The 20,319-nt window shown below is 44.0% G+C and carries 19 protein-coding genes and 1 pseudogene; 2 read left to right on the plus strand and 18 right to left on the minus strand.

Annotated features, from left to right (window positions below):
* Window positions 1-129 precede the first annotated feature (129 nt).
* Complete coding sequence (gene nadE / locus HMPREF0868_RS08700; RefSeq protein WP_012993853.1) at window positions 130-2,373, plus strand: NAD(+) synthase; 2,244 nt, start codon at window positions 130-132, stop codon at window positions 2,371-2,373.
* 112 nt (window positions 2,374-2,485) lie between these two features.
* Here nadE and HMPREF0868_RS06125 read toward each other — a convergent pair whose 3' ends face one another.
* The 9 genes and pseudogenes from HMPREF0868_RS06125 to HMPREF0868_RS06150 form a co-directional block, all read right to left on the minus strand.
* The gene (locus HMPREF0868_RS06125; RefSeq protein ID WP_276324396.1) at window positions 2,486-2,722 is read right to left on the minus strand and encodes a GNAT family N-acetyltransferase; all 237 of its coding nucleotides are present in this window, start codon (window positions 2,720-2,722) and stop codon (window positions 2,486-2,488) included.
* An 80-nt stretch (window positions 2,723-2,802) separates the two neighbouring features.
* A complete protein-coding gene (locus tag HMPREF0868_RS06130; RefSeq protein WP_198300173.1) occupies window positions 2,803-4,038 on the minus strand; it encodes an MFS transporter in 1,236 nt (411 codons plus the stop codon).
* 83 nt (window positions 4,039-4,121) lie between these two features.
* Window positions 4,122-4,610, minus strand: coding sequence for an ArsR/SmtB family transcription factor (locus tag HMPREF0868_RS06135; RefSeq protein WP_198300174.1), 489 nt, complete (start codon window positions 4,608-4,610; stop codon window positions 4,122-4,124).
* Window positions 4,611-4,629: 19 nt separating this feature from the next.
* Entirely contained in the window at window positions 4,630-4,785 is a 156-nt protein-coding gene (locus HMPREF0868_RS08560; RefSeq protein ID WP_012993857.1) for a hypothetical protein, read from the minus strand.
* A gap of 106 nt (window positions 4,786-4,891) precedes the next feature.
* Window positions 4,892-5,032: a hypothetical protein gene (locus HMPREF0868_RS08480; protein WP_012993858.1), complete on the minus strand. Its 141-nt coding sequence runs from the start codon at window positions 5,030-5,032 to the stop codon at window positions 4,892-4,894.
* A 59-nt stretch (window positions 5,033-5,091) separates the two neighbouring features.
* A complete protein-coding gene (locus HMPREF0868_RS08835) occupies window positions 5,092-5,355 on the minus strand; it encodes a hypothetical protein (protein WP_012993859.1) in 264 nt (87 codons plus the stop codon).
* A 33-nt stretch (window positions 5,356-5,388) separates the two neighbouring features.
* Window positions 5,389-5,655 (minus strand): KilA-N domain-containing protein, encoded by a 267-nt coding sequence (locus HMPREF0868_RS08840; protein WP_012993860.1) that lies wholly within the window; start codon window positions 5,653-5,655, stop codon window positions 5,389-5,391.
* Window positions 5,656-5,724: 69 nt separating this feature from the next.
* Window positions 5,725-6,036: pseudogene (locus HMPREF0868_RS06145) on the minus strand (N-6 DNA methylase); the annotation flags it as partial.
* A gap of 292 nt (window positions 6,037-6,328) precedes the next feature.
* Window positions 6,329-7,030 carry an LbetaH domain-containing protein gene (locus tag HMPREF0868_RS06150; RefSeq protein ID WP_012993862.1) on the minus strand — a complete coding sequence of 234 codons (702 nt, stop codon included), beginning with the start codon at window positions 7,028-7,030 and terminating at the stop codon, window positions 6,329-6,331.
* A gap of 117 nt (window positions 7,031-7,147) precedes the next feature.
* Here HMPREF0868_RS06150 and HMPREF0868_RS06155 point away from each other — a divergent pair, with 117 nt between their 5' ends.
* Complete coding sequence (locus HMPREF0868_RS06155) at window positions 7,148-8,284, plus strand: glycosyltransferase family 2 protein (protein WP_012993863.1); 1,137 nt, start codon at window positions 7,148-7,150, stop codon at window positions 8,282-8,284.
* Between the two features lie 7 nt (window positions 8,285-8,291).
* Here the strand turns inward: HMPREF0868_RS06155 and HMPREF0868_RS06160 are convergent, their stop codons facing one another.
* The 9 genes from HMPREF0868_RS06160 to HMPREF0868_RS06200 form a co-directional block, all read right to left on the minus strand.
* Window positions 8,292-9,248, minus strand: a complete 957-nt coding sequence (locus HMPREF0868_RS06160) for a PHP domain-containing protein (protein WP_012993864.1) — start codon at window positions 9,246-9,248, stop codon at window positions 8,292-8,294.
* A gap of 149 nt (window positions 9,249-9,397) precedes the next feature.
* Complete coding sequence (fusA, locus tag HMPREF0868_RS06165) at window positions 9,398-11,473, minus strand: elongation factor G (RefSeq protein ID WP_012993865.1); 2,076 nt, start codon at window positions 11,471-11,473, stop codon at window positions 9,398-9,400.
* A 235-nt stretch (window positions 11,474-11,708) separates the two neighbouring features.
* Entirely contained in the window at window positions 11,709-12,812 is a 1,104-nt protein-coding gene (dusB, locus tag HMPREF0868_RS06170; RefSeq protein WP_012993866.1) for a tRNA dihydrouridine synthase DusB, read from the minus strand.
* An 86-nt stretch (window positions 12,813-12,898) separates the two neighbouring features.
* A complete protein-coding gene (locus tag HMPREF0868_RS06175; protein WP_012993867.1) occupies window positions 12,899-14,272 on the minus strand; it encodes a hypothetical protein in 1,374 nt (457 codons plus the stop codon).
* Window positions 14,273-14,409: 137 nt separating this feature from the next.
* Window positions 14,410-15,369 (minus strand): ABC transporter ATP-binding protein, encoded by a 960-nt coding sequence (locus HMPREF0868_RS06180; protein WP_012993868.1) that lies wholly within the window; start codon window positions 15,367-15,369, stop codon window positions 14,410-14,412.
* The gene (locus tag HMPREF0868_RS06185; protein WP_012993869.1) at window positions 15,362-16,375 is read right to left on the minus strand and encodes an ABC transporter ATP-binding protein; all 1,014 of its coding nucleotides are present in this window, start codon (window positions 16,373-16,375) and stop codon (window positions 15,362-15,364) included. The genes HMPREF0868_RS06180 and HMPREF0868_RS06185 overlap by 8 nt, the downstream gene beginning before the upstream one ends.
* Window positions 16,376-16,390: 15 nt before the next feature.
* Entirely contained in the window at window positions 16,391-17,374 is a 984-nt protein-coding gene (locus tag HMPREF0868_RS06190) for an ABC transporter permease (protein ID WP_012993870.1), read from the minus strand.
* Window positions 17,375-17,378: 4 nt separating this feature from the next.
* A complete protein-coding gene (locus HMPREF0868_RS06195; RefSeq protein WP_012993871.1) occupies window positions 17,379-18,314 on the minus strand; it encodes an ABC transporter permease in 936 nt (311 codons plus the stop codon).
* A 244-nt stretch (window positions 18,315-18,558) separates the two neighbouring features.
* Window positions 18,559-20,163: an ABC transporter substrate-binding protein gene (locus tag HMPREF0868_RS06200; RefSeq protein ID WP_012993872.1), complete on the minus strand. Its 1,605-nt coding sequence runs from the start codon at window positions 20,161-20,163 to the stop codon at window positions 18,559-18,561.
* Between the last annotated feature and the right edge of the window lie 156 nt (window positions 20,164-20,319).

Below are 20,319 nucleotides of genomic sequence, written 5' to 3' on the forward strand. Positions count from 1 at the left end.
CATGAACTTTTTGCGTTGATCGTCAATATTAATAGATTATATGCTAAATCAACTACGTCATAAAGTGGTATAATAAGTTGTCGTATAAAAGCAAGCCTTTCCATCAGGCTTCAGGTAAGCAGGTGATTTATGTATTTTAAAAATTATGTTAACCTATTTTCCGCAACCCCCGGCTTTAAACTGGCAAATCCGGTTTATAACGCTCGCACTTTGATTGATTTAATGCGCTATGCCTATGACACGGGGGCTGAAATTCTAGTCACACCGGAACTCGGCTTGACCGGAGTAACCTGCGGCGACTTGCTGACCCAAGATCGTTTGTTGTCCGGTTCAGCCGCGGCTCTGCAAGAAATCGCCCAAGCTTCGGTTGACTATCCGCAGCTGGTGACCTTAGTCGGAGCTCCGTTCTTGTTTAATGATGTTGTGTACAGCACTGCCTTCGTTATAAGTCGCGGGCAGATCTTAGGAGCTGTGCCTCAACTCAAAAACCCGTCCGCCGTTACCTCATTGGAGCCGGCAAGCTTGAACGGATATCATTTTCCCTTCGGCCAACAGCTCTTCCGTTTTTACACAAGTCACGGTGAGCCTTATCGTCTAGGCGTGATTGTCGGCCGGCAACCCTTGCTTACCGACAGTTTGGCTACACGACTGGCAGCTGAGGGGGCAACCGTTTTGGCCAATCTTTTGGCCATACCTGTATCTTCCGATCAAAGAAGCATCTCCGAGTTGATCTCCGCTCAAAGTGTGGCAACTTCGGCGATTTGTCTAGCTGCCAATGCCGGAAGCTATGAGTCGACAGCGGATAATCTCTTTATCGCTGAAACTTGCATCGCCTGTAACGGCGAAGTGATAAAGTCCTGTCGCCAAGCCGGAGTGCGTGGTTGGCCAAACCGCAGCGGATCTCAGGCCGATGTCGCCCTTGGTGAGTTTTATCATCTGGCTAAATCTTCGGCCTTGGTCAATCTTAAAGAACCGCTTTATTTGCGCTATGCCGCGGCAAAATCAACATTTTCACCGACGGCCGTTTCTTCGACAGCCACACCGCGATCTGCCTCACTGTTTGTCAATGATACAACTGAGTTTTGGGATGATGAAAATGAGGGTTCCGGGAAAACAGACACAACCGGCCGTACCTCTACCATGCAGCACCCTACTCACCGCCATGATCTAAGTAAAAATTATCCTGACCCCCGGCCATTCGTCCAAAGCAAGGAACTTTACGGCGGTGACGCCTTGCAGGCCGTAGAAAACCAGGCCGTGGCTTTGGCTGAACGGCTGCGCCGCCTGAAAGCGACCTCCGCCGTCCTCGGCATCTCAGGGGGTCTCGACTCCACCCTGTCCCTTTTGATCACAGCTCGTGCCTTTGACATGTTAGGTCTGCCTCGCCGACAAATAATTTGCCTGACTTTGCCCGGTTTCGGAACAAGCAATCAGACATATAAAAACGCTTGTGAATTAATCGAAACAGTCGGCGCAAGCTTTAAAGAAATCAACATTCAGGCAGCGGTAAAACAACATTTTGCTGATATCGACCTGCCGGAAGGTGATCGCGGTGTTACCTACGAAAATGCGCAGGCACGCGAACGCACCCAAATCTTGATGGATATTGCCAACATGCATAACGGCCCAGTTATCGGTACCGGAGACTTGAGCGAATTGGCTTTAGGTTGGTGTACCTATAATGGCGATCACATGAGCATGTACGGGGTAAACGGCTCTTTCACCAAAACCATGATCAGATATTTTCTGGCTTGCATCGCAGATCAGCCCGCAACCTCCCCCAAATTGGCCGATGTCCTCAAAGCCATTTTGGCTACTCCGGTAAGCCCGGAATTGCTGCCGCCTTCGGACGATGGAGCAATTGCGCAGCACACCGAAAAGCTGGCCGGCCCTTATGACTTGCACGACTATTTCTTGTATCACACCTTGAAGTACGGCACCGAACCGCAAGAACTTTATAACTTGGCCTGCGGCAGCTTCAGCGCCACTACGTTACAGGAACGCGGTTACCTTAAGCGAGCGAAAACTGCTGCCAATGCCCCTTGCCCCGTCACGCCAGAAACAGCAGATTTAGCCAGCTCCGCCGCCGATTCAGCTAACTCGAAGGATTCAGCGAATTCGGCAGTTTCAGCGGTTGAACAGTTCGTTCATAATGTCCAGCCTTACACACCTGAAGAAATTTTACACTGGTTAAATACATTTTATCGCCGCTTTTTGACCCAACAGTTTAAACGCAATTGCATGCCCGACGGAGCAAAAACTGGCAACCTCTCGCTGTCGCCACGCGGGTCTTTCGCGATGCCGAGTGACCTCGATCCCGAAATATGGCAGCAAGATCTAGCCGAACTTAATGCCAGATGCGCAGCAAAATAAAAAAACAGGCATGACCGAAGGAGTGTTCAGAAAGGGATTAAAAAAGAAAACCTACTGAAAGCCTTTAAGCGTGAACATAAGAAATAACGACCATACAAGAGTAGAAATGCTCCTATGTGGTCGTTTCCTTTATGCATTTGAAATTAAAGTTTTTTACTAAATTAAGAGCCTTATAATTTTCATTATTTATATCTGCTTTAATTGAGGTAACATTCAATGAATTTTTAGCTAATTCAATTAAATCTTCAAGTATAAGCGTTCCCAAACCTTTGTTTCTATACTCAGGATTTAGAACTATACCCAACGAACAAACATTTTGTTCTAAGTTCGCATCATAAATCATACCCACTCCTATATTTACACCATATATAATCTAAACAGAAATTTAGCATGCATTTTTTCGCTTCATCATAGGTAATTTTTAATTTATTATTTCTCAACATCAAACACCTCGTGAAAATTACTTACAGCAGGAAGTTTTCTGATATTTTTATTTAAAGCCCAGTAAATCGAAACTAAAAGGATAATTAAACTTGCTATTAGTATTGCCCTTGGACTTGATAAATATTCTCCCAAGTATCCACCGAGTAAGGCTCCAAGTGGTGCCATAAAGGTCGAAATACCAACCATAGCACCCATGGCAGAACCGATTTTTTCACTTGGGACAATCATCTGAACCATAGTTTGGGCATAAACATTAACTATGCCAACTACAAACCAACCAAGAGCATACAATGCGGCCGCAACTTTAATATTTGTAGCAAAGTAGGAAACGGATATCCAAGCTAAGGATACTAAAATCATTCCACAAACATAAAGTTTACCTAATGATACTTCCTTTAGTTTTGGAAGACCTGCAAACAAAGATCCTAAAAGGACTCCTGCACCCATGCCTGCTAGCATAAGACTATAAAAAATCTCATCTTTTGCAAAAGCTGGCAAGACTGCACTTATAGATGTGGCAGAAAAATTTATAAAATCTACTCCAAGGACAAGGGCAAAAATCCTAGAATCCTTAAATAGGTCCAGACCTTCTTTAAGTCCTTTGAAGTGATTTTTAATTATAGACCCTTCTTTTTTATTTTCTCTTTCATTATAATGACTAAGCTTTATTGATAAGAGACAAAACAAAAGACCAGTCAAGATAAAACTTGCGCTATCAGCATAAAAAGCTGTCATAAAGCCAAATATAGATATGATAAAACCTGCCAAGGTGTCAAATATTGCATTAGATCCTTGATAAGCCATCGTCATAAAAGAATTTCCTGTGACAAGTTCTTCTTCTGAAAGAATCTTAGGCAGTAGAGATATCTGTCCAGGATAAACCAGCTGGTTAACCAAGGAAATTATTGGCATTAGAACCATAATGTGGTAGACATTTAGTTTTTCAAAATAATACAAGGCTGGAATAATCAATATTAAGATAGCTTGTATAAGTTGGGAAAGAATCAAAAACTTCCTCATATTAATCTTATCCAAGATTGGACTTAGAAGTAATTGAACAACGGCTGTTGATGAGGTTAGAAATAGGGTTATACCTGAATATACAGTAGACCCACTCATCTGGTAAACCAAGAGAGTAGAGGCAATAGCATAAAGGCTATCGCCAAAATTTGTAATAAGTCGTCCTAAAAGCAGAACATAAAAATCTTTACTTTTAATCATTTTTAACATACTCCTTATATTTAACGTTTAGTTTTTATTGACAGTTGTTTATTTTTTAACCAGCAAGCTTCTGCTTACTGGTTTTACGATAATTTATATATTTGTACTTGAAAGTTTTCGGAATTACCGTCATCCTTCTCATATTTTTTTATAAGTTCATTTAATTCTTCTTCAAAAGACTCGTAGTCTTTTCTCGGTATTTTGAAAGTGAATTGTTTTTCTTCCAAATTTTTATTAAATATTTCGCTATTTGGTATAAAAGCCTTGGCTACTGGTAGGAAATATTTTTGGGTAATTCCATTTATTAGTTCTGTGTCTACAACCTCTATAATTCCATTTTGTTCCAATATTTTTAGGTGGTAGTGGATTTTTGATCTACTAACTCCTAAAGCATCTGACAAATCCTGGGCTGTTTTAGGTGTAGCTCCTAATGTCATAATTATTTTAAGCCTTATGGGATCACTTACTATATTTATTTCTTCTAATGTATTTAAAATGTGAACTTCCTTCAAAGCTATCACACCTTTCTCTGTTTTGTTATTTATACTAACACCATTTTTATATATTGTCAATTTTTTCTTAACGTTAAATTTATTGTTTGACTGTTCTGCCTACTAGATCTTTTAGTGCCTCTTGAATTTCTTTTGCCGTTTGAATTTCGTATTCTTGGAGAAGTCCTTGGATGATTTTCCGCTTCCCTTCAGCCATTTTCACTTTGTGGATGTTTTCTTTTTTGCTTCTTGCCATTTTTTCGGCCTCCTTTAATTAGTTTATATCGCAGGAGTACCTATTGGAATCTTTCATCTGCTTTTTACAGAAATTATTTAATACTCTCAAGTTTTCTGGGTACATATCATAATACTTGATGTATTCTTTTAAAAGCTGTTTTTTCTGTCCAACAGGACTTTTCAATTTTATTATAATATTTAATGTACAGGTCAATAACTTTATTAATATCATTAATATCATTAATATTAATTTCTTTAATATTCATTACTTTCTCCAGAAATATATATTTATTTGTTAACTGATGTGCTTTTTATTTGAAAATTATTATTTCTTTCCTTCTGATTTTTTAATACTACTATCACCAAGTTTTTCAAGTGACATCAACTGTGTTCTAGCAAGTTTTCTAAGTTCTGTCATTCTTTCTTTTTGATCCATACCTTTACCGATAGGAACAGCATTATAGCTTTCCATATTTGCAAGCACTAATAACTCATTTATACTTGCATAGTCTCTCATATTCCCCTTCAAGTCTGGATTTTCTACACGCCACTCTTTAGCCTTTTGGTTAAATAAAGTAACATTTAGCATATCTGCTTCATTTGCGTATTTATTTGCTTGGTGTCATCGTAAATCTTTTATACCTGCTTCATTTCTAAATGTGTCGAATTGCACACGGTTAAAATTTGGATTATTAAGTGCTTCCCATAATCCTATAAATTCAAGAGTGTTCCTATTTCTCATCCAGTTTTGAATAACGAATCTTGGATCATCTGTATTTTTATATTTTGCTATATCAGTTAAACTTATATAATCATTTTTAAAATCTTCAGTATAAACTTGAATTGAAAATCCCTTAGCAGAAATTTGCTCTTTATTGATTTTTGACATTTTACTCCCTCATTATACTGGTCTACTCTTTACAATAATTATAATGTAATCATCACTCTAAGCAGCACATCAACTATTTATTTTTTGAGTTTTAAACTTTGGTAGAAATCTTGAACTCCTTGTATTTACATAACTATTTGCCTCTATCACTATTATGACACGAAACCAACAGGCAGGATCATAAACCTTATTAATTTCAGTTTTACCAACTGTACCAATTCTTGTAAGAAGTTCTGATACATCAGCAGGAGTAAAGAACTCACCACCTGATTTACCTGCATTTGATGCATACATTGTCATGAGGTATTCATAAGCATCACCGAATGCATCAATATCATGGTTCTTAACGTCACCAAGATTCATATCAGCCACACCACGAAGTTCATGTTTTTTATCTCCTGCAGCTATTTTATATAGTCGCCGGAGATTTTTTCTAAAAGCGTCAGATTACAACCTCCGCCATGGCTAACAATCTGAAAAGGTATCAGGTACAAGAACAAAAAAACAAACCATATGTATACAGTGGAATTACATGGGTGCAGTTGATATTCACCCCCATAAGTAAAATCAGCGTAATCGGTATTACTACCCGACTACGCCGATAATTTTTTAGGAACTAAATCCCTAAGTGAATGCCCCTAAAGTCATACCTGTTTTATTTTTAACGAACTTTTTAACGAACTTCTTTAACTACCGTGGTGCCGTCCTGCTTACAAATTGAACCAGGTGCCACTACTTTGCGCACTGAGGTCAGAGGGTATACCGTGCTACCGGCACAAATAATTGAACCCGGATTAAGAACTGCGTTACAGCCTACTTCCACGCCATTACCCAACATTGCCCCGAATTTTTTACAGCCAGTGGGTATCTTTTCCCCAGAAGGCAAATTTACCGTCACTAAGCTACGATCGGCCTTGACGTTGGAGGTTATGCTACCGGCCCCCATGTGAGATTTGTAGCCCAAAATCGAATCACCGACATAGTTGTAATGCGGGACTTGAACATTATTACTGATAATCACATTTTTCAGTTCAGTAGAGTTTCCTATAACACAATTTTCTCCGATCAACGCTTTGCCGCGAATAAATGCGCCAGGGCGAACTTCGGTCGCCGCGCCGATGATGCAAGGAGCGGTTATATCGGCTGTGGGGGCGATTTTGCAAGTTTTATGCACCCATACTTCCGGTTTGATTTCTTGGTAATCATCGCCGAGCCCTCGGCCTGTTTCTCGAATAAAATCGCCAATTTCTGCTAATGCTGTCCAAGGGTATTCATGACGAGCCAACAGGGAAGCTGCCAAAGTTTGAGAAAAGTCGAACAGCGAGGCTGTTTTTATTTCCGTATATTCTTTGCTCAATGTTTTATTTTCGCTCATAATATGTTCCTTTCACTTAAGCAAAATTACCGATATTGAAAAAGCTTGTTAATATTGCTATTTTATCACAATCAACGACATTCTTCATGTTATAATTATGGCGAAAGGCGGTGTGCTGTGACAACTGAAATGTTTAATTCTTTCTCTTCCGATTCATTTTCCTCCGGCTCCGACTCCGGCTCCACCTCTTCCGATTCTTTACCAACCGAGATTCAAGCCGCAATTAAACGGCCGGAGTTATCCTTGGTTATTCCAATTTATAACGAAAGTGAACAGTTATCAGCCACTTTGGCGGCATTGCAGCCCGTTTTGGCAAACGCAGTAGAAAGCTACGAGCTTATTTTGGTCGATGATGGTTCACAGGACGATACTTGGGCACGGGTCAAAGCGGCAGCGGCCAGTGACGCACGGATCAAGGGCTTACGGTTTTCACGTAACTTCGGCAAAGAGGCTGCTTTGTGCGCCGGCTTGGACAAGGCCGAAGGAGAAGCAGTCTTGATCATGGATGCCGATTTACAGCATCCGCCGCGCTATATTCCAGAATTTATCACTGCTTGGCGCAACGGGTTCGATGTTGTCGAAGGTGTCAAGTCTTCCCGGGGAAGCGAGTCGCTGCTCCATAAGCTCTCAGTCAAAACTTTTTATCGACTGTTCTCAAAATTGGCCAAAGTGGATCTAGCCGACGCTTCCGATTACAAGTTATTGGATCGAAAGGTACTTCTGGCGTGGCGTGAGCTAAATGAACGAACTACATTTTTTCGTGGGTTGGTTGAATGGCTCGGATTCAGTCGAGCGTTCGTCTACTTTCAGGTCGATCCGCGCAGCCACGGGCATAGTAAATGGACACCGGGCAGCTTAATAAAGCTGGCCATAACCGCCATCACTTCTTTTTCCACTAAACCTCTGCATCTGGTAACTTCTTTAGGGCTGATCTTTTTGATCGCCGCCGTTGTTATGGCGGTGGAAACCTTGGTGAATTTTTTGACTGGACGAGCTTTAGAAGGCTTTACAACCGTAATTTTGTTGCAACTGATTATCGGCGGTATCATTACGACATCGCTGGGAATTATCGGTATATATATTGGCAAAATTTATGAAGAAATAAAAGGCCGGCCGCGCTACATTTTAGCGGCAAGCACTGCCTTTTCTCCAGAAAATACAGCGGAAAGTCCAGCTAAAAGCCCAACGAACCAGCCAAAAAGCGGAGCCGAAACCGAAAAATGTTCAGAAAAATATTCAGATGAGCGCAAATAGCCAAAACTCACAGTAGTAACCATCGGCTGAAATCTTGCCCATTCTTAAACATATCCGCCTTGGAACGATAATAACCGCTGTAACCGGAACCACAGGTAGCCATCAGACCGGCTTTTTTGGTCGAAACAGCAAGACGTTCCATATCTTTCTCCAGCATCCCGCTAAAAACAACTTCCACACCTAAAAGACCGATCTGACGCAAATATATCAATTTATCTGTGATTTCGTCATCCGTCAAATCAAGCCAGTTGTATTTATACGGCTTGGACAACACCGGAACACCGTTTGCCCCGCGAACCAAACGTATGCAGTCCTCAAGTCGCGGCAAGTCGTACGGAACATAGGCCGGCCGCCCTTCATCGAGCCATTCCGAAAAAGCTTCCGCTTGAGTCATAACTATTCCCTTGCGGATCAATAAATTGGCAGCATGCAGTCGCCCGACTACGTACGGTCCCTCAGCTTCCAATTCCTCAATCGTAATCGGCAAACCACAGGCTTGCAGTCTTTCGCACATACGAATATTGCGTGAACGCCGCCTTTGACGTTGATCCTCCAAGAAAGATTGGATCATTCCCGTACCTTCCAAAGGGAAATAGGCTAGCAAATTCTGTTTATGCTTATTCCAAGCCGAACTGATCTCAAGTCCGCGGATAAACCGCGGTATAGGCACGCCCATTTGCAGCATTTTGTCGACAATTATCATCATATTGTCCACTGCAGCCATGGTGTCATAGTCAGTAATGGAAAAGGCGCATAACTCATTATGCATTGCCGTTTCCATAATTTCGCCAACACTGTCACTTCCGTCCGAACTGGAAGTGTGAATGTGCAAATCGCACGTTCCGGCCCGTAACGCGTTTTGTAGAATATCTCTAGCAGCTAAACTTAGGTCACGATATTCGTGCAAATCTTTTTCTAAAAAATCTAGATTATATTTAAGTTCGAGCTGATTGTTCAAGCTCATTTTGTCCCTGCTTTCTGTACCGTGATTAATATACCTAATTATAGCAAAATCAACCCGCTAACGGTACGGGAATGCGGGCCGACTATATAAAGCCGACCCGCATCGCATTATGAAGTATATTATGACTTTAGGCTAATTATAGTAAACGTTTAATCATTTTCCTTCTGTTTAGCATCGGCGATTACTTTCTGGGCCACAATATCCGGAGCTTGTTCATAGCGTGCAAACTCCGCTCCGAACCACGCCCGACCTTGCGTCATTGAGCGCAAATCGGTGGCGTAATGGCTCAGCTCAGATGTCGGCACTTCCGCCGAAACGACCTGCATCTCCGACTTCGGTTCAATGCCCATTATCCGTCCGCGCCGTTTATTCAAATCACTCATGATATCGCCGAGGTAATTTTCCGGCACCCAAATTTTGACATTGGAAATAGGTTCGAGGATTACCGGCCCAGCTTTCGGCATAGCAGCCTTATATGCCAAGTTAGCAGCAATTTTGAAGGCCATTTCCGATGAGTCGACATCATGATAAGAACCGTCGAGCAAAGTTGCTTTAACATGGACTACCGGGTAGCCGGCCAAAACACCGTGTTCCACGGCCTCCATCAAGCCCTTTTCTACCGCGGGGAAATAAGCCTTTGGCACTGAACCGCCAAAAACTTTTTCTTCAAAAATCAGCTTTTCGGCTTCTTCACAGGGTTCAAATTCAATCCAGACATCGCCGTACTGACCGTGACCGCCGGATTGTTTCTTATGCTTACCTTGCGCCTTAAACTTTTTACGGATAGTTTCACGATAAGGGACCTTGGCCTCTTCCAGCAAACAGTCAACCTTGAATTTATTCTTCAATTTGGCCTTGATAACATCAAGATGAATTTCGCCTACCCCAGATAAAATCATTTGTTTGGTTTCCGGATTGTTTTCAACAATAAATGACGGATCCTCATCTTGAATACGGCGCAATCCAGCCATTATTTTTTCTTCATCGCCTTTAGCGACCGGCAGAACAGCCATTGATAAGGCTGGCGGCGGGAATTCAACACCGGGCAGGGTTAATGGCTTGGCTTTGCTTGACAATGTATCGCCAGTTCTGGTGACTGTAAGTTTCGTAACTGCACCGATATCACCGGCTTTGATGCAATCGGTAGGCTTCGATTTTTGACCAAAAGCGGTGGCCAGGCCGGTTATCCGTTCTTCTTTGCCATATTTAGCATTATAAACACTCTCGTTGTTCTTAATTTCACCGGAATAGACGCGGAAGAAGGAAATTCGTCCCACGAACGGGTCGGCAATAGTTTTAAACACTACCGCCGCCAGCGGTCCTTTAGGATCAACTTTGAGTTCCACGCTGCCACCATTTTCCGTGACGGCTGTTTCGGGGCGAGCCTGCAGAGGCGATGGCATGTAATCGCCCAACTTTGACATCGTATAGCGTACACCCCAGTTACGCGCCGCCGAGCCACAGAAAACAGGATATACATCAGCGTTCTGAACGGCTTCGAATATACCGCGATCAATTTCTGCCGGGGTAAACTCCTCACCGGCAAAATATTTTTCCATCAATGTTTCGGAACTTTCAGCGACGTGCTCCATCATTCCATCAAAAATTTCCTTTAATGGAGCTTCCATGTCGGCAGGTAAATCTATATCTTCTAAATCACCGTTAGGGTGTAACTTATGTGCATGATTATTAAATGAGTTGACAAAACCCATCATCTTATTATTTTCCAAAATCGGGACCATCATCGGCGTTACCCGAGTCCCGAAATGGGTACGCAAATCTTCCATTACTTTAGGATAGTTAGCATTTTCTTCATCCATTTTATTGATAAAAAACGCAAAAGGTATGCCGGCTTTGCGCAGGTAACGCACCGCTTTCTCAGCGCCGACGGTAACCCCTGATTTAGCTGAAATAACTATTAATGCACTATCGGCTACACGTAATGCCGAAGCTACTTCACCCATGAAGTCGAAATCACCGGGGGTATCCAGCCAAGTAAATTTTTTGTTGTCCCACTCCAATGAAGCAACAGATGTATTTATAGAAATATGACGGCGCATTTCTTCCGGATCGAAATCCATTACCGTATTCCCGTCAGTCACCTTGCCTAAGCGTTCAACTAGCTTAGCGTTAAAAAAACAGGCCTCGGCAAAACTAGTCTTACCTGCTCCGCTGTGGCCCATAATGGCCAGATTACGAATCTGAGATGCGGGATATTCTTTCATATCCTATTCCCCCTTTGTTAGTTTAGTTGACGGTTATCATCGTCACTTTATCATTATACACGGGGTTAAAGGGAAATAATATTGTGCAAAACGTCAAATATATTAGATTGTTTTTATGTATATAGCCGAGGCAATGGATTTGTCAATAGTATTCTTGTTCTTTTGCAGCTATTTTTTGCATTTACCAGGGATAGTGCGCAGGGATAGTGCGCAGTGGTAGTGTGCGGTGAAAAAATTAATGAGGTAGGAAACCACTCCACATTCTGAGCAGAGCGAGTACGTCATCACGGTTGCTGACACTTACAGCCAGGCGGCGCATTTCTACAGCCCCAGGCTGACCGCGCAGATACCAGCCGATGATTTTACGCAGTTCCTTGGTAGCGGTAGTTTCATCATAAAAAGAAAGATATGCTTGATATTGCCCCCAAATGGCAGCAGCTATTTCTTGCCGAGTTGGGGCTTCCGGTTTAGGGAGACCCTGGAGGTAATTAGCAATTTCACGGAAAATCCACGGATGCCCCAAAGCCGCTCGGCCAATCATGACTCCATCCGCCCCAGTTGTTTCTAACGCTTTTCGTGCCGTCGGACCATCAATGATATCGCCGTTGGCAATAACCGGAATAGGTGAATACCGGTGTCGGGCGAGAAAACCATGCACCGCCTCAACCACTTCTGCTATACATTCCCAATCGGCCGTACCACTATATCCCTGTTCACGAGTACGTCCATGTACGGTAATCATCGCTGCCCCCGCCTCTGCCATAGCCAAGGCAAACTCAGCGGCAATGTTACTGTCCTTATTGTAACCGCGGCGAAATTTGCATGTCACCAAAATATCGGTGCCGTTTAAGGTGTTTTTACAGGCCGATATAATTTTGGCCGCAAGTTCCGGGCGTAGCATCAAAGCTGACCCGGCCCCCGTCTTGGTTACTTTAGGGACGGGGCAACCCATATTTATGTCGATAATATCCGGGCGCGGTAATTCCGCAGTCTTTAATATCAGTTCAATTGCGGCGGCAAAGTCTGTCGGATCATAGCCGAAAAGCTGAATAGCTCGTGGAGTTTCATCCTCACCCAAGCGCAGGTAACGCCAAGATTTGGCCACGCCGGCATAGTGCAGTCCTCGGGCCGAAACCAGTTCCGTGCAGGTTAGCCCCGCCCCATATGTCTGGCAAAGATGGCGAAAGGGTAAGTCAGACGCACCGGCCAGAGGAGCCAGTAAAATGTTGCTCGGCAAAGAAAGAACAGGATTGCTCGTGTTGTCAATCCTGTCCCTTAATTCATTTGCATACAATTGAATCGGATGCAGCCAAGTTTTGTTCTCAACAAACCCGTTCATCAATACACCTAACTCGCTTTACTTGTGTTAAGCCCAGCCGTCAGTGGGTATTGCGGCGGCCGAGTTGAATTTGCATCATACCAAAATTAAATGCGGCGGATCGAAGGTGGAAGTTCCGAATCGTTTGGGTTAGTGTTAGTATTGCCTGACAGACCGGACTCAAAACCGGCAGACGCGGCATTGGGATTAGAACCCTGCGCTTGGTTGGAAACGGCAGTGGCACCACCAGCTTGACCTGCACCGACGGTTTTATCAGTTTCTTCGTCAACACGGTTTAATAGCGGCCGCTCGGCATAGTCTTCCGAAGTCGGAGCATTATTATTGTTCCAGGTATAATAGTTGCTATGCCACCCATCATCAAGTGGGTTAGGCTGAGTCTTCACATCATCACGACCAATTTCGTCAACCGGCGTATAAGCCGCCCGTTCATTTAATCCGTATCCGGCATGATCCGCTGCTTGATTAGCTGCATAAGGATCGACGGAAGCGTCATCGACCGTATTAGGAACTGATAAACTTTCTTCAGCCTGCATATTTGGCTCATCATGGCTAACGGACGGCAGCGGTTGATTCTGCTCCCGCGGGTCTCCACTAGTTCCATCCTTCCCCCCGAACTGACCGAAGATGTCGGAAATTTTAACCTGACAATTAAGCATTAAATAAGCCGGCAAAATAAAGCTTGCCGCGAGTATACCCTTGGCAAGGGTAGCAATGAAAAGTAATAACGGCGAAATACCTGTGTCTTTCAGAACAATGGCGCTGATAATTCCATCCAACAGGGAAAAGAACAAGATCAAGCCCAAAGCAATCGGAGGTGCAAGGAATTTAAGCGACTTACCAAAACTTACCCGATCGAACACTCCGTTGATGAAAGCCAACATCACTACCGAAGACAACAGGACAATCAAATTTTGCAAGTTGTAGTAGTTATCAGTTATGTTTATAAAAAACACTACAACAGCGATTATCATTTCCACAATCAGTAAAAACGAAATAATCAGCTTGAAAACCGGTCGAATTTTTTTCATTAAGACCTGAGTCTTAGCATGGCGTGGCAAATAAATCAGCGTGAGGAAATATAAAACTATGAACAGGCGGTAGATTTCTATGAGATAGCTGCTCCAACCATGGCCGTCTATCGCCACATAAAAGTAGTAGAATTCGTAAAGCCAAAATAACCCCGTAAAACTCAGCGCGAGGCGATCAGATACCTTAACGAAACTGTAAACCGTCAAGCAGGCCGTAATCAGCTGGAAAAGGTTTACCCAAACCATAGAAGTTGACGGCACTACGAGGTTTACCACCCTGTTGATACACCAAATGATTATCGGCAAAAGTAAGCTGAGCCTGATCAAAGCCGAATTTGATGAAGTTCCGTTCGGGGTCAGTCCTCGCGCGAGAGATTCAGCCATCTCAGGTAGCTTGCCATAAGCAGTGCGATTGTTACCTGTATTTTTCATAAATTATCATCCCTTACATATTTCAGTTTATTTACGAACAGATTAAAATACAGATTACATTATAATAAAAATATCTCGCATAATCAATGATATGTACCCTCTTTACTGGACAAAACCAGTAAGGAGGGTATTCTTATTCAGCCGCTAACTTTATGGCAGGCGACGAAATGCTGCGGCTCAATTTCGTGCAATGAAGGGTTGCTTTGGCGACAGGATTCACAGGTGAAATCGCAACGCGCTCCGAAGCGGCATGCATCCGGCAAGTTGACCGGTGAAGTGATTTCCCCTTTTATTAACTGTCGGTGCGGCTTTTCCTTGCCTACGATCGGCAAAGGAATTGCTGACAGCAGGGCTTTGGTATAAGGATGCAGCGGATTACTAAACAGTATGTCCGAAGGTGCTTTTTCCACCAGCTGCCCCAAATACATAACCCCGATTTCGTCGGAAAAATACCGTACCACAGACAAATCATGGGTAATAAAAATATAAGTAAGGCCAAATTTTTCCTGAAGTTCACGCAACAAATTTAAAATTTGCGCCTGAATCGAAACGTCAAGAGCCGAAACCGGTTCATCGCAAATGATCAGTTTAGGGCGCACTGCCAAGGCGCGGGCAATCCCGATTCGCTGGCGACGCCCACCGTCCAATTCGTGTGGATAAACATTGACGTACCGCTCCGCCAAGCCAACGGTTTCCATCAGTTCGCGCGTCCGTTTTTCTATTGCCGACTTTCCGTGCAACAACTTATGTTCTATAATCGGCTCGCTGATCAACTGCATTACAGTCTGGCGTGGGTCAAGGGACGAAAACGGATCTTGGAAAATCATTTGCATCTCTTGTCGCAGTGGCCGCATTTTGCGCCGAGATAGTTTCGTTATGTCCTGTCCGTCAAAAATAATTCGTCCTGCCGTCGGTTCAATCAGTTTTAAAATTGTGCGCCCGGTGGTAGACTTGCCGCAACCGGATTCACCGACAATGCCTAGCGTCTTGCCTTCCTCAATGTTGAAGCTTACCCCGTCAACTGCGTGCAGCAAGCCGGACGGAGTCGCGAAAAATTTTGTCAATCCCTTAACTTCCAGTATGTTCTTTTTAGACATTGCGATTCCTCCTGAGGGCAAATTCGGCATTCTCATAGGCTCGGCAAGCAACACGATGCGTTTTGCTGTCGCCCACCGAGGTCAAAGCAGGTATCGCTTCATCGCAAGCGGCAGTTGCGTACGGACACCGCGGAGCAAAGGCGCAGCCCGGCGGCAAATCTGAAGGGTCAGGCATCAGCCCACGGATGGAATAAAGCTTTTCGCCACGTTTTTTTAAGTTCGGCAAAGATTCGAACAGACCTTCGGTGTATGGATGGCGCATGTGATTAAAAACGTCGTCCGCCGTGCCTATTTCCACAACGTGTCCGGCATACACAACCGCAACGTCTTCGCAGACTTCGGCCACAACCCCCAGATCATGAGTTATTAGCAACATCGACATTTCTTTTTCTTTTATCAGTTTTTTCATCAATTCGAGGACTTGAGCCTGAATCGTAACGTCTAACGCCGTAGTCGGTTCATCAGCGATTAAAAGTTTGGGGTTGCAGGCCAATGCTATGGCAATTATTACCCGTTGTTTCATTCCACCGGAAAATTGGTGCGGATAATCGCCGGCACGGCTTTCCGCAATACCGACCAATTTCAGCATTTCTTTGGCCTGTTCAAAAGCCTCTTTTTTACTGATATTCTGGTGCAGCATCAAACTTTCCCCGATTTGCTCGCCTACGGACATAACCGGGTTTAGAGCGGTCATCGGGTCCTGAAAAATCATGGCTACATCATTGCCGCGCATTTTTTCAAGTTCTTCCTTGGACATTTTCAGAACGTCAACGCCGTCCAAAAATATTTCGCCGTGTTTTATTTTCCCCGGCGGATCAGGCACCAAGTTGAGAATAGATAAAGCGGTTGTGGTCTTGCCGGCACCCGTTTCGCCAACCAAACCGAGGGTCCTTTTTTTGGCAATTGAAAGGCTTATGCCATTAACCGCCTGTACGGTCGCATCTTCGGTTTCATAGTGAACGACCAAGTCTTTTACTTGTAAAACTAAGTTTGTTTCCGAATTCACTTGTATCTTGTCCCCCTACTTTTTCATCTTTGGATCCAAGGCGTCACGCAAACCGTCACCCAAAAGGTTAAGTGCCAAAACGGTCGCCATTATCGCTAAACCGGGAATTATGCACATATGGCTGGCGTCGCGGATATGGCCGCGGCCGGCTGAAAGCAAAGCCCCCCATTCCGGAGCCGGCGCTGGAACTCCGATACCAAGAAAGCTGAGCGATGAGGCCGAAATAATTGTTGTACCGATCAGCAAGGTGACCTGAACGATTATAGGGGATAGACAGTTAGGCAAAATGTGTTTAAGGATTATTTTCCAAGTCGGAAGTCCCATCGCGTATGAGGATTCGACAAATTCCTGCCCACGAATCGTCATAACCGAGGCACGCACGATACGGGAAAAACTGCTGGCGCAGGCAAAAGCTAGGGCAATCATGAGGTTGACCGTGCTAGTGCCAAGTAGGGAGACAATAACTACTGCCGTCATAATATTAGGAATGGAATAAAAAATATCGACACCGCGCATAATTATTGAGTCGATAATTCCGCCTTTGAAACCGGCTTGCGCTCCGAGAAAAGTACCGACGACTAGGCCAAGCAAAACGGCTCCGACACCTATAATTAGCGAATAGCGCGCCCCATAGATAACTCTAGCAAACAAATCACGGCCATACTCATCCGTTCCGAACCAATGTTGCCAAGACGGAGCTTTGAGCTTTTCCGCCATATTTTGGCCGATAATATCTGTTTTATAATCAAAGATGAGTGGTGCCGCCAAGGCAGCCACTACCAAAACAACCAAAAAAACCATTCCGATAACAGAGCCTTTATTCTTTATCAGTCTGCGCCATGTCTCTTGAAAAAGGCTGCGGCTCTTTACTGTTTTTGACGTTTTGGCCAGTTTGCCAGGTTTGCCATTCTTAGCCGGGTTGGCCTGGTTGGCCGGTTTGGGCGTTTCACCACATTTTGCGCCTTGTTCAGCCTCTCGGCCCTTAATCATTCCCGCCATAAGCTCACCTCTTCCTGCTATACTGGGCTTTGATCCGAGGATCAAAGAAAGCATATACCAAATCGACAACCAAATTGATGATCAGCATCAGCACGGAACTCATAATAATGGCACCGGTTACCATCGGAGTATCACGTTTGGAAATCGAATCGTACACCAATCGACCGATGCCCGGCCACGAAAAGACTGTTTCGGCCAAAACCGATCCAGTAATTACCAACGACATTTGTAAGCCAATTGCCGTAATAATCGGGATCAGAGCATTTTTCAGCGCATGAACCAATATAGCCCGTTTCTCCGAACACCCTTTAGCTCGAGCGGTCACCATGTAGTCTTGCCGCAACACATCCAGCATTGACGACCTTGTCGTGCGGGTGATCAGCGCGGCCAAACCAAAGCCTACGGTTATCGCAGGCAAAATAAGACTCGCAAGACCGGATTTGCCGCCGCTCGGCAATATTTTTAAGTTCAATGCGAAAATGATGATCAGCATCAATCCGAGCCAGAAGTTCGGCATTGAAGTTCCGAACAGGGCGAAGACCATGCCGGCCGTATCTTTGAAAGTATTTTGGTGAATGGCTGTATAGATGCCTAGCGGAATAGACACGATAATAGCGATAAGAACCGCGGCACCACCCAACGCCAAAGTATTCGGCAGCTTTTGCATGAAGGTTTTGAAAACGTCTTTTTTGGTAATATAAGACTTGCCCATATTACCCGTAACCATACCCTTCATATACCTACCGTACTGAACGATAAAAGGATCATTCAATCCCAGTTCTTCGCGGATTTCTTCCACTTTTTCCGGCGAAGCTTTGTCGCCCGCCAAGATAAGGGCTGGATCTCCCTCAGTCAGACTCATCGCCCAAAAAATCAGCAAGGATGTGATCAAAATAACCGGGATCAGCATCGCCAGCCGTTTCAAAATATATCTACTCATCTAGATATACACCTCAATTTTGATGTTTTGTTTATCTGTTTTCAATATGATTTTAAAGCCTTTGGGGCACGAGTTCAACCTTCATGGCAATTGCCGAACTTTCGTGCCATCTGAGTTATCAAATCTGCATCTCATTTGAGTCTTCATGATTACGGCTTTAATTAATAAAAGGGGACTGCATTTAACAGTCCCGCTTTCTGTTGTATTGCTTCGGCTCACTGTAAGTTCACCGTTTTTACCCAATCTACTCGGCAATGTAAGCATGCCGCCAGTCATGGTTGCCGCCGCCGTAGAAATATTGGCCTTTTAAGTTCTTGTTAAACGCAATTACCAAATTGGCAATATACAACGGAACTTGTGGGCAGGCCTCGACCAAATACTCCTGCAATTCTTTAGCCGCTGCCAATCTCTTATCTTGATCTTTTTCAGTGGCTACGGTGTCAGTCAAGCTATCAGCCTTAGGATCGGAATAGTGGTGATAGTTAGAGCCTGATCCAGTGTAGAACAGGTCACGATAGACGAAATCTACTTTTGAGTCTTCATTCCAACGCCACAGGAAGAGTTCCTGTTTGCCGTCAACACAGTTTGATTTTAAGGTTGCCGTTTCCATCGGGGATAAGGTGACTTTGATGCCGATTTTGTCCAAATTTGCTTGGATAACTGTAGCAATCTGTTCATAAGGCGTACCGGAAGCGTAAGTCAAGGTGGTTGTCAAGCCGCCGTTTTCGTAGCCGGCCTCTTTCATCAACTTTTTCGCGCGTTCAAGGTTATATTCAAAGCCCGGCATTTCATCGTAAAATCCCCATAAGCCGCGATTCAAAATGGTCTTTTGCGGCGTGCCTTTGCCATAAACGGCAGCATCCAGCACCGCCTTGCGATCAATGGCACAGGCTACAGCCTGACGCAGCTTTTGGTTGTCCCACGGTTTTTTGGTTACATTGAACGCAAAGTAAAACAGTCGCGTTCCAGGTTGCTCATAAACGGTAAGATTTTTGTCTTCTTGTAAGAACTTCAATTCATTGATCGGCGGGTTAACACAGACATCAATTTCACCGGATTGCAGAGCGATAACCCGAGCTGAAGCTTCAATATATGGTCGGAATTCAATTGTTTCGGCCACCCCGGCGGAAAGGTTGTCTTCTGCCGGCAAATTTTTGCCCCAGTAATCTTCAACTTTTTTCAAGCGAACATACTCACCTTCAACCCATTCATCGAACTTGTACGGTCCGGTGCCGATTAAATACGGCTTTTCCATGCCACTTTCATAAGCCTTTTTGGATTGGATCGAGAGCGGAACCGAAGAAAGTGACTGTACGAATTCGTTGTTGTACTTGTCTATTTCGATTTCAATGGTGTGTTTGTCGATTACCTTGCAGCTTTTATAACCTTTCAAGGTTGAAGCTACCATTTTAGTGATGGCCGTGTCCAGCGTGAATTTGACGTCATCGGCGGTCATTTCGGTTTTGTCGTCGTCATTGAAATGGACATCGTCACGCAAGTTCATCTTAATATGTGTATCGTCGGTAAATTCCCATGATTTGGCTAAGCAAGGTACAAAGCGGTCTTTGCCGGCCGAGCCGTTATTGAAAAAAACCAGAGTTTGGTGGGTGTTTTTCAATACAATGTTGTTAATCTGGTCCTGCTGCTCTTGCAAATCAAGATTGTTAATATCGGCGTCCGTTCCGATAATAAGGCTAGATTTGTGTTTGATGTTGGCGGTTTCACCGCTGTTCGCCTGTTTTCCGCCCTGTTTGGAGCCAGCTTTGGTGTCGGAATCATTTCCGCCGCAACCCGTCAATACTCCGGTAAGCATGGCTAAGCTTAGCAATACGGCCAGTAGCTTCTTCATAGTATTTCCTCCATTACTAGATGTCTTAATTAACTATCGTCATCAAAAATTCACGGTATGTTAACCACACTTAGGATTTTATCATCATAATGCACACTCTGCAATCGTTTTACCACGCAGTTTATTTGTCAGTTTTACACAAATCGAGTTCATTTT

The sequence above is a fragment of the Mageeibacillus indolicus UPII9-5 genome (genome assembly GCF_000025225.2).
GTDB classification, from domain to species: domain Bacteria; phylum Bacillota; class Clostridia; order Saccharofermentanales; family Fastidiosipilaceae; genus Mageeibacillus; species Mageeibacillus indolicus.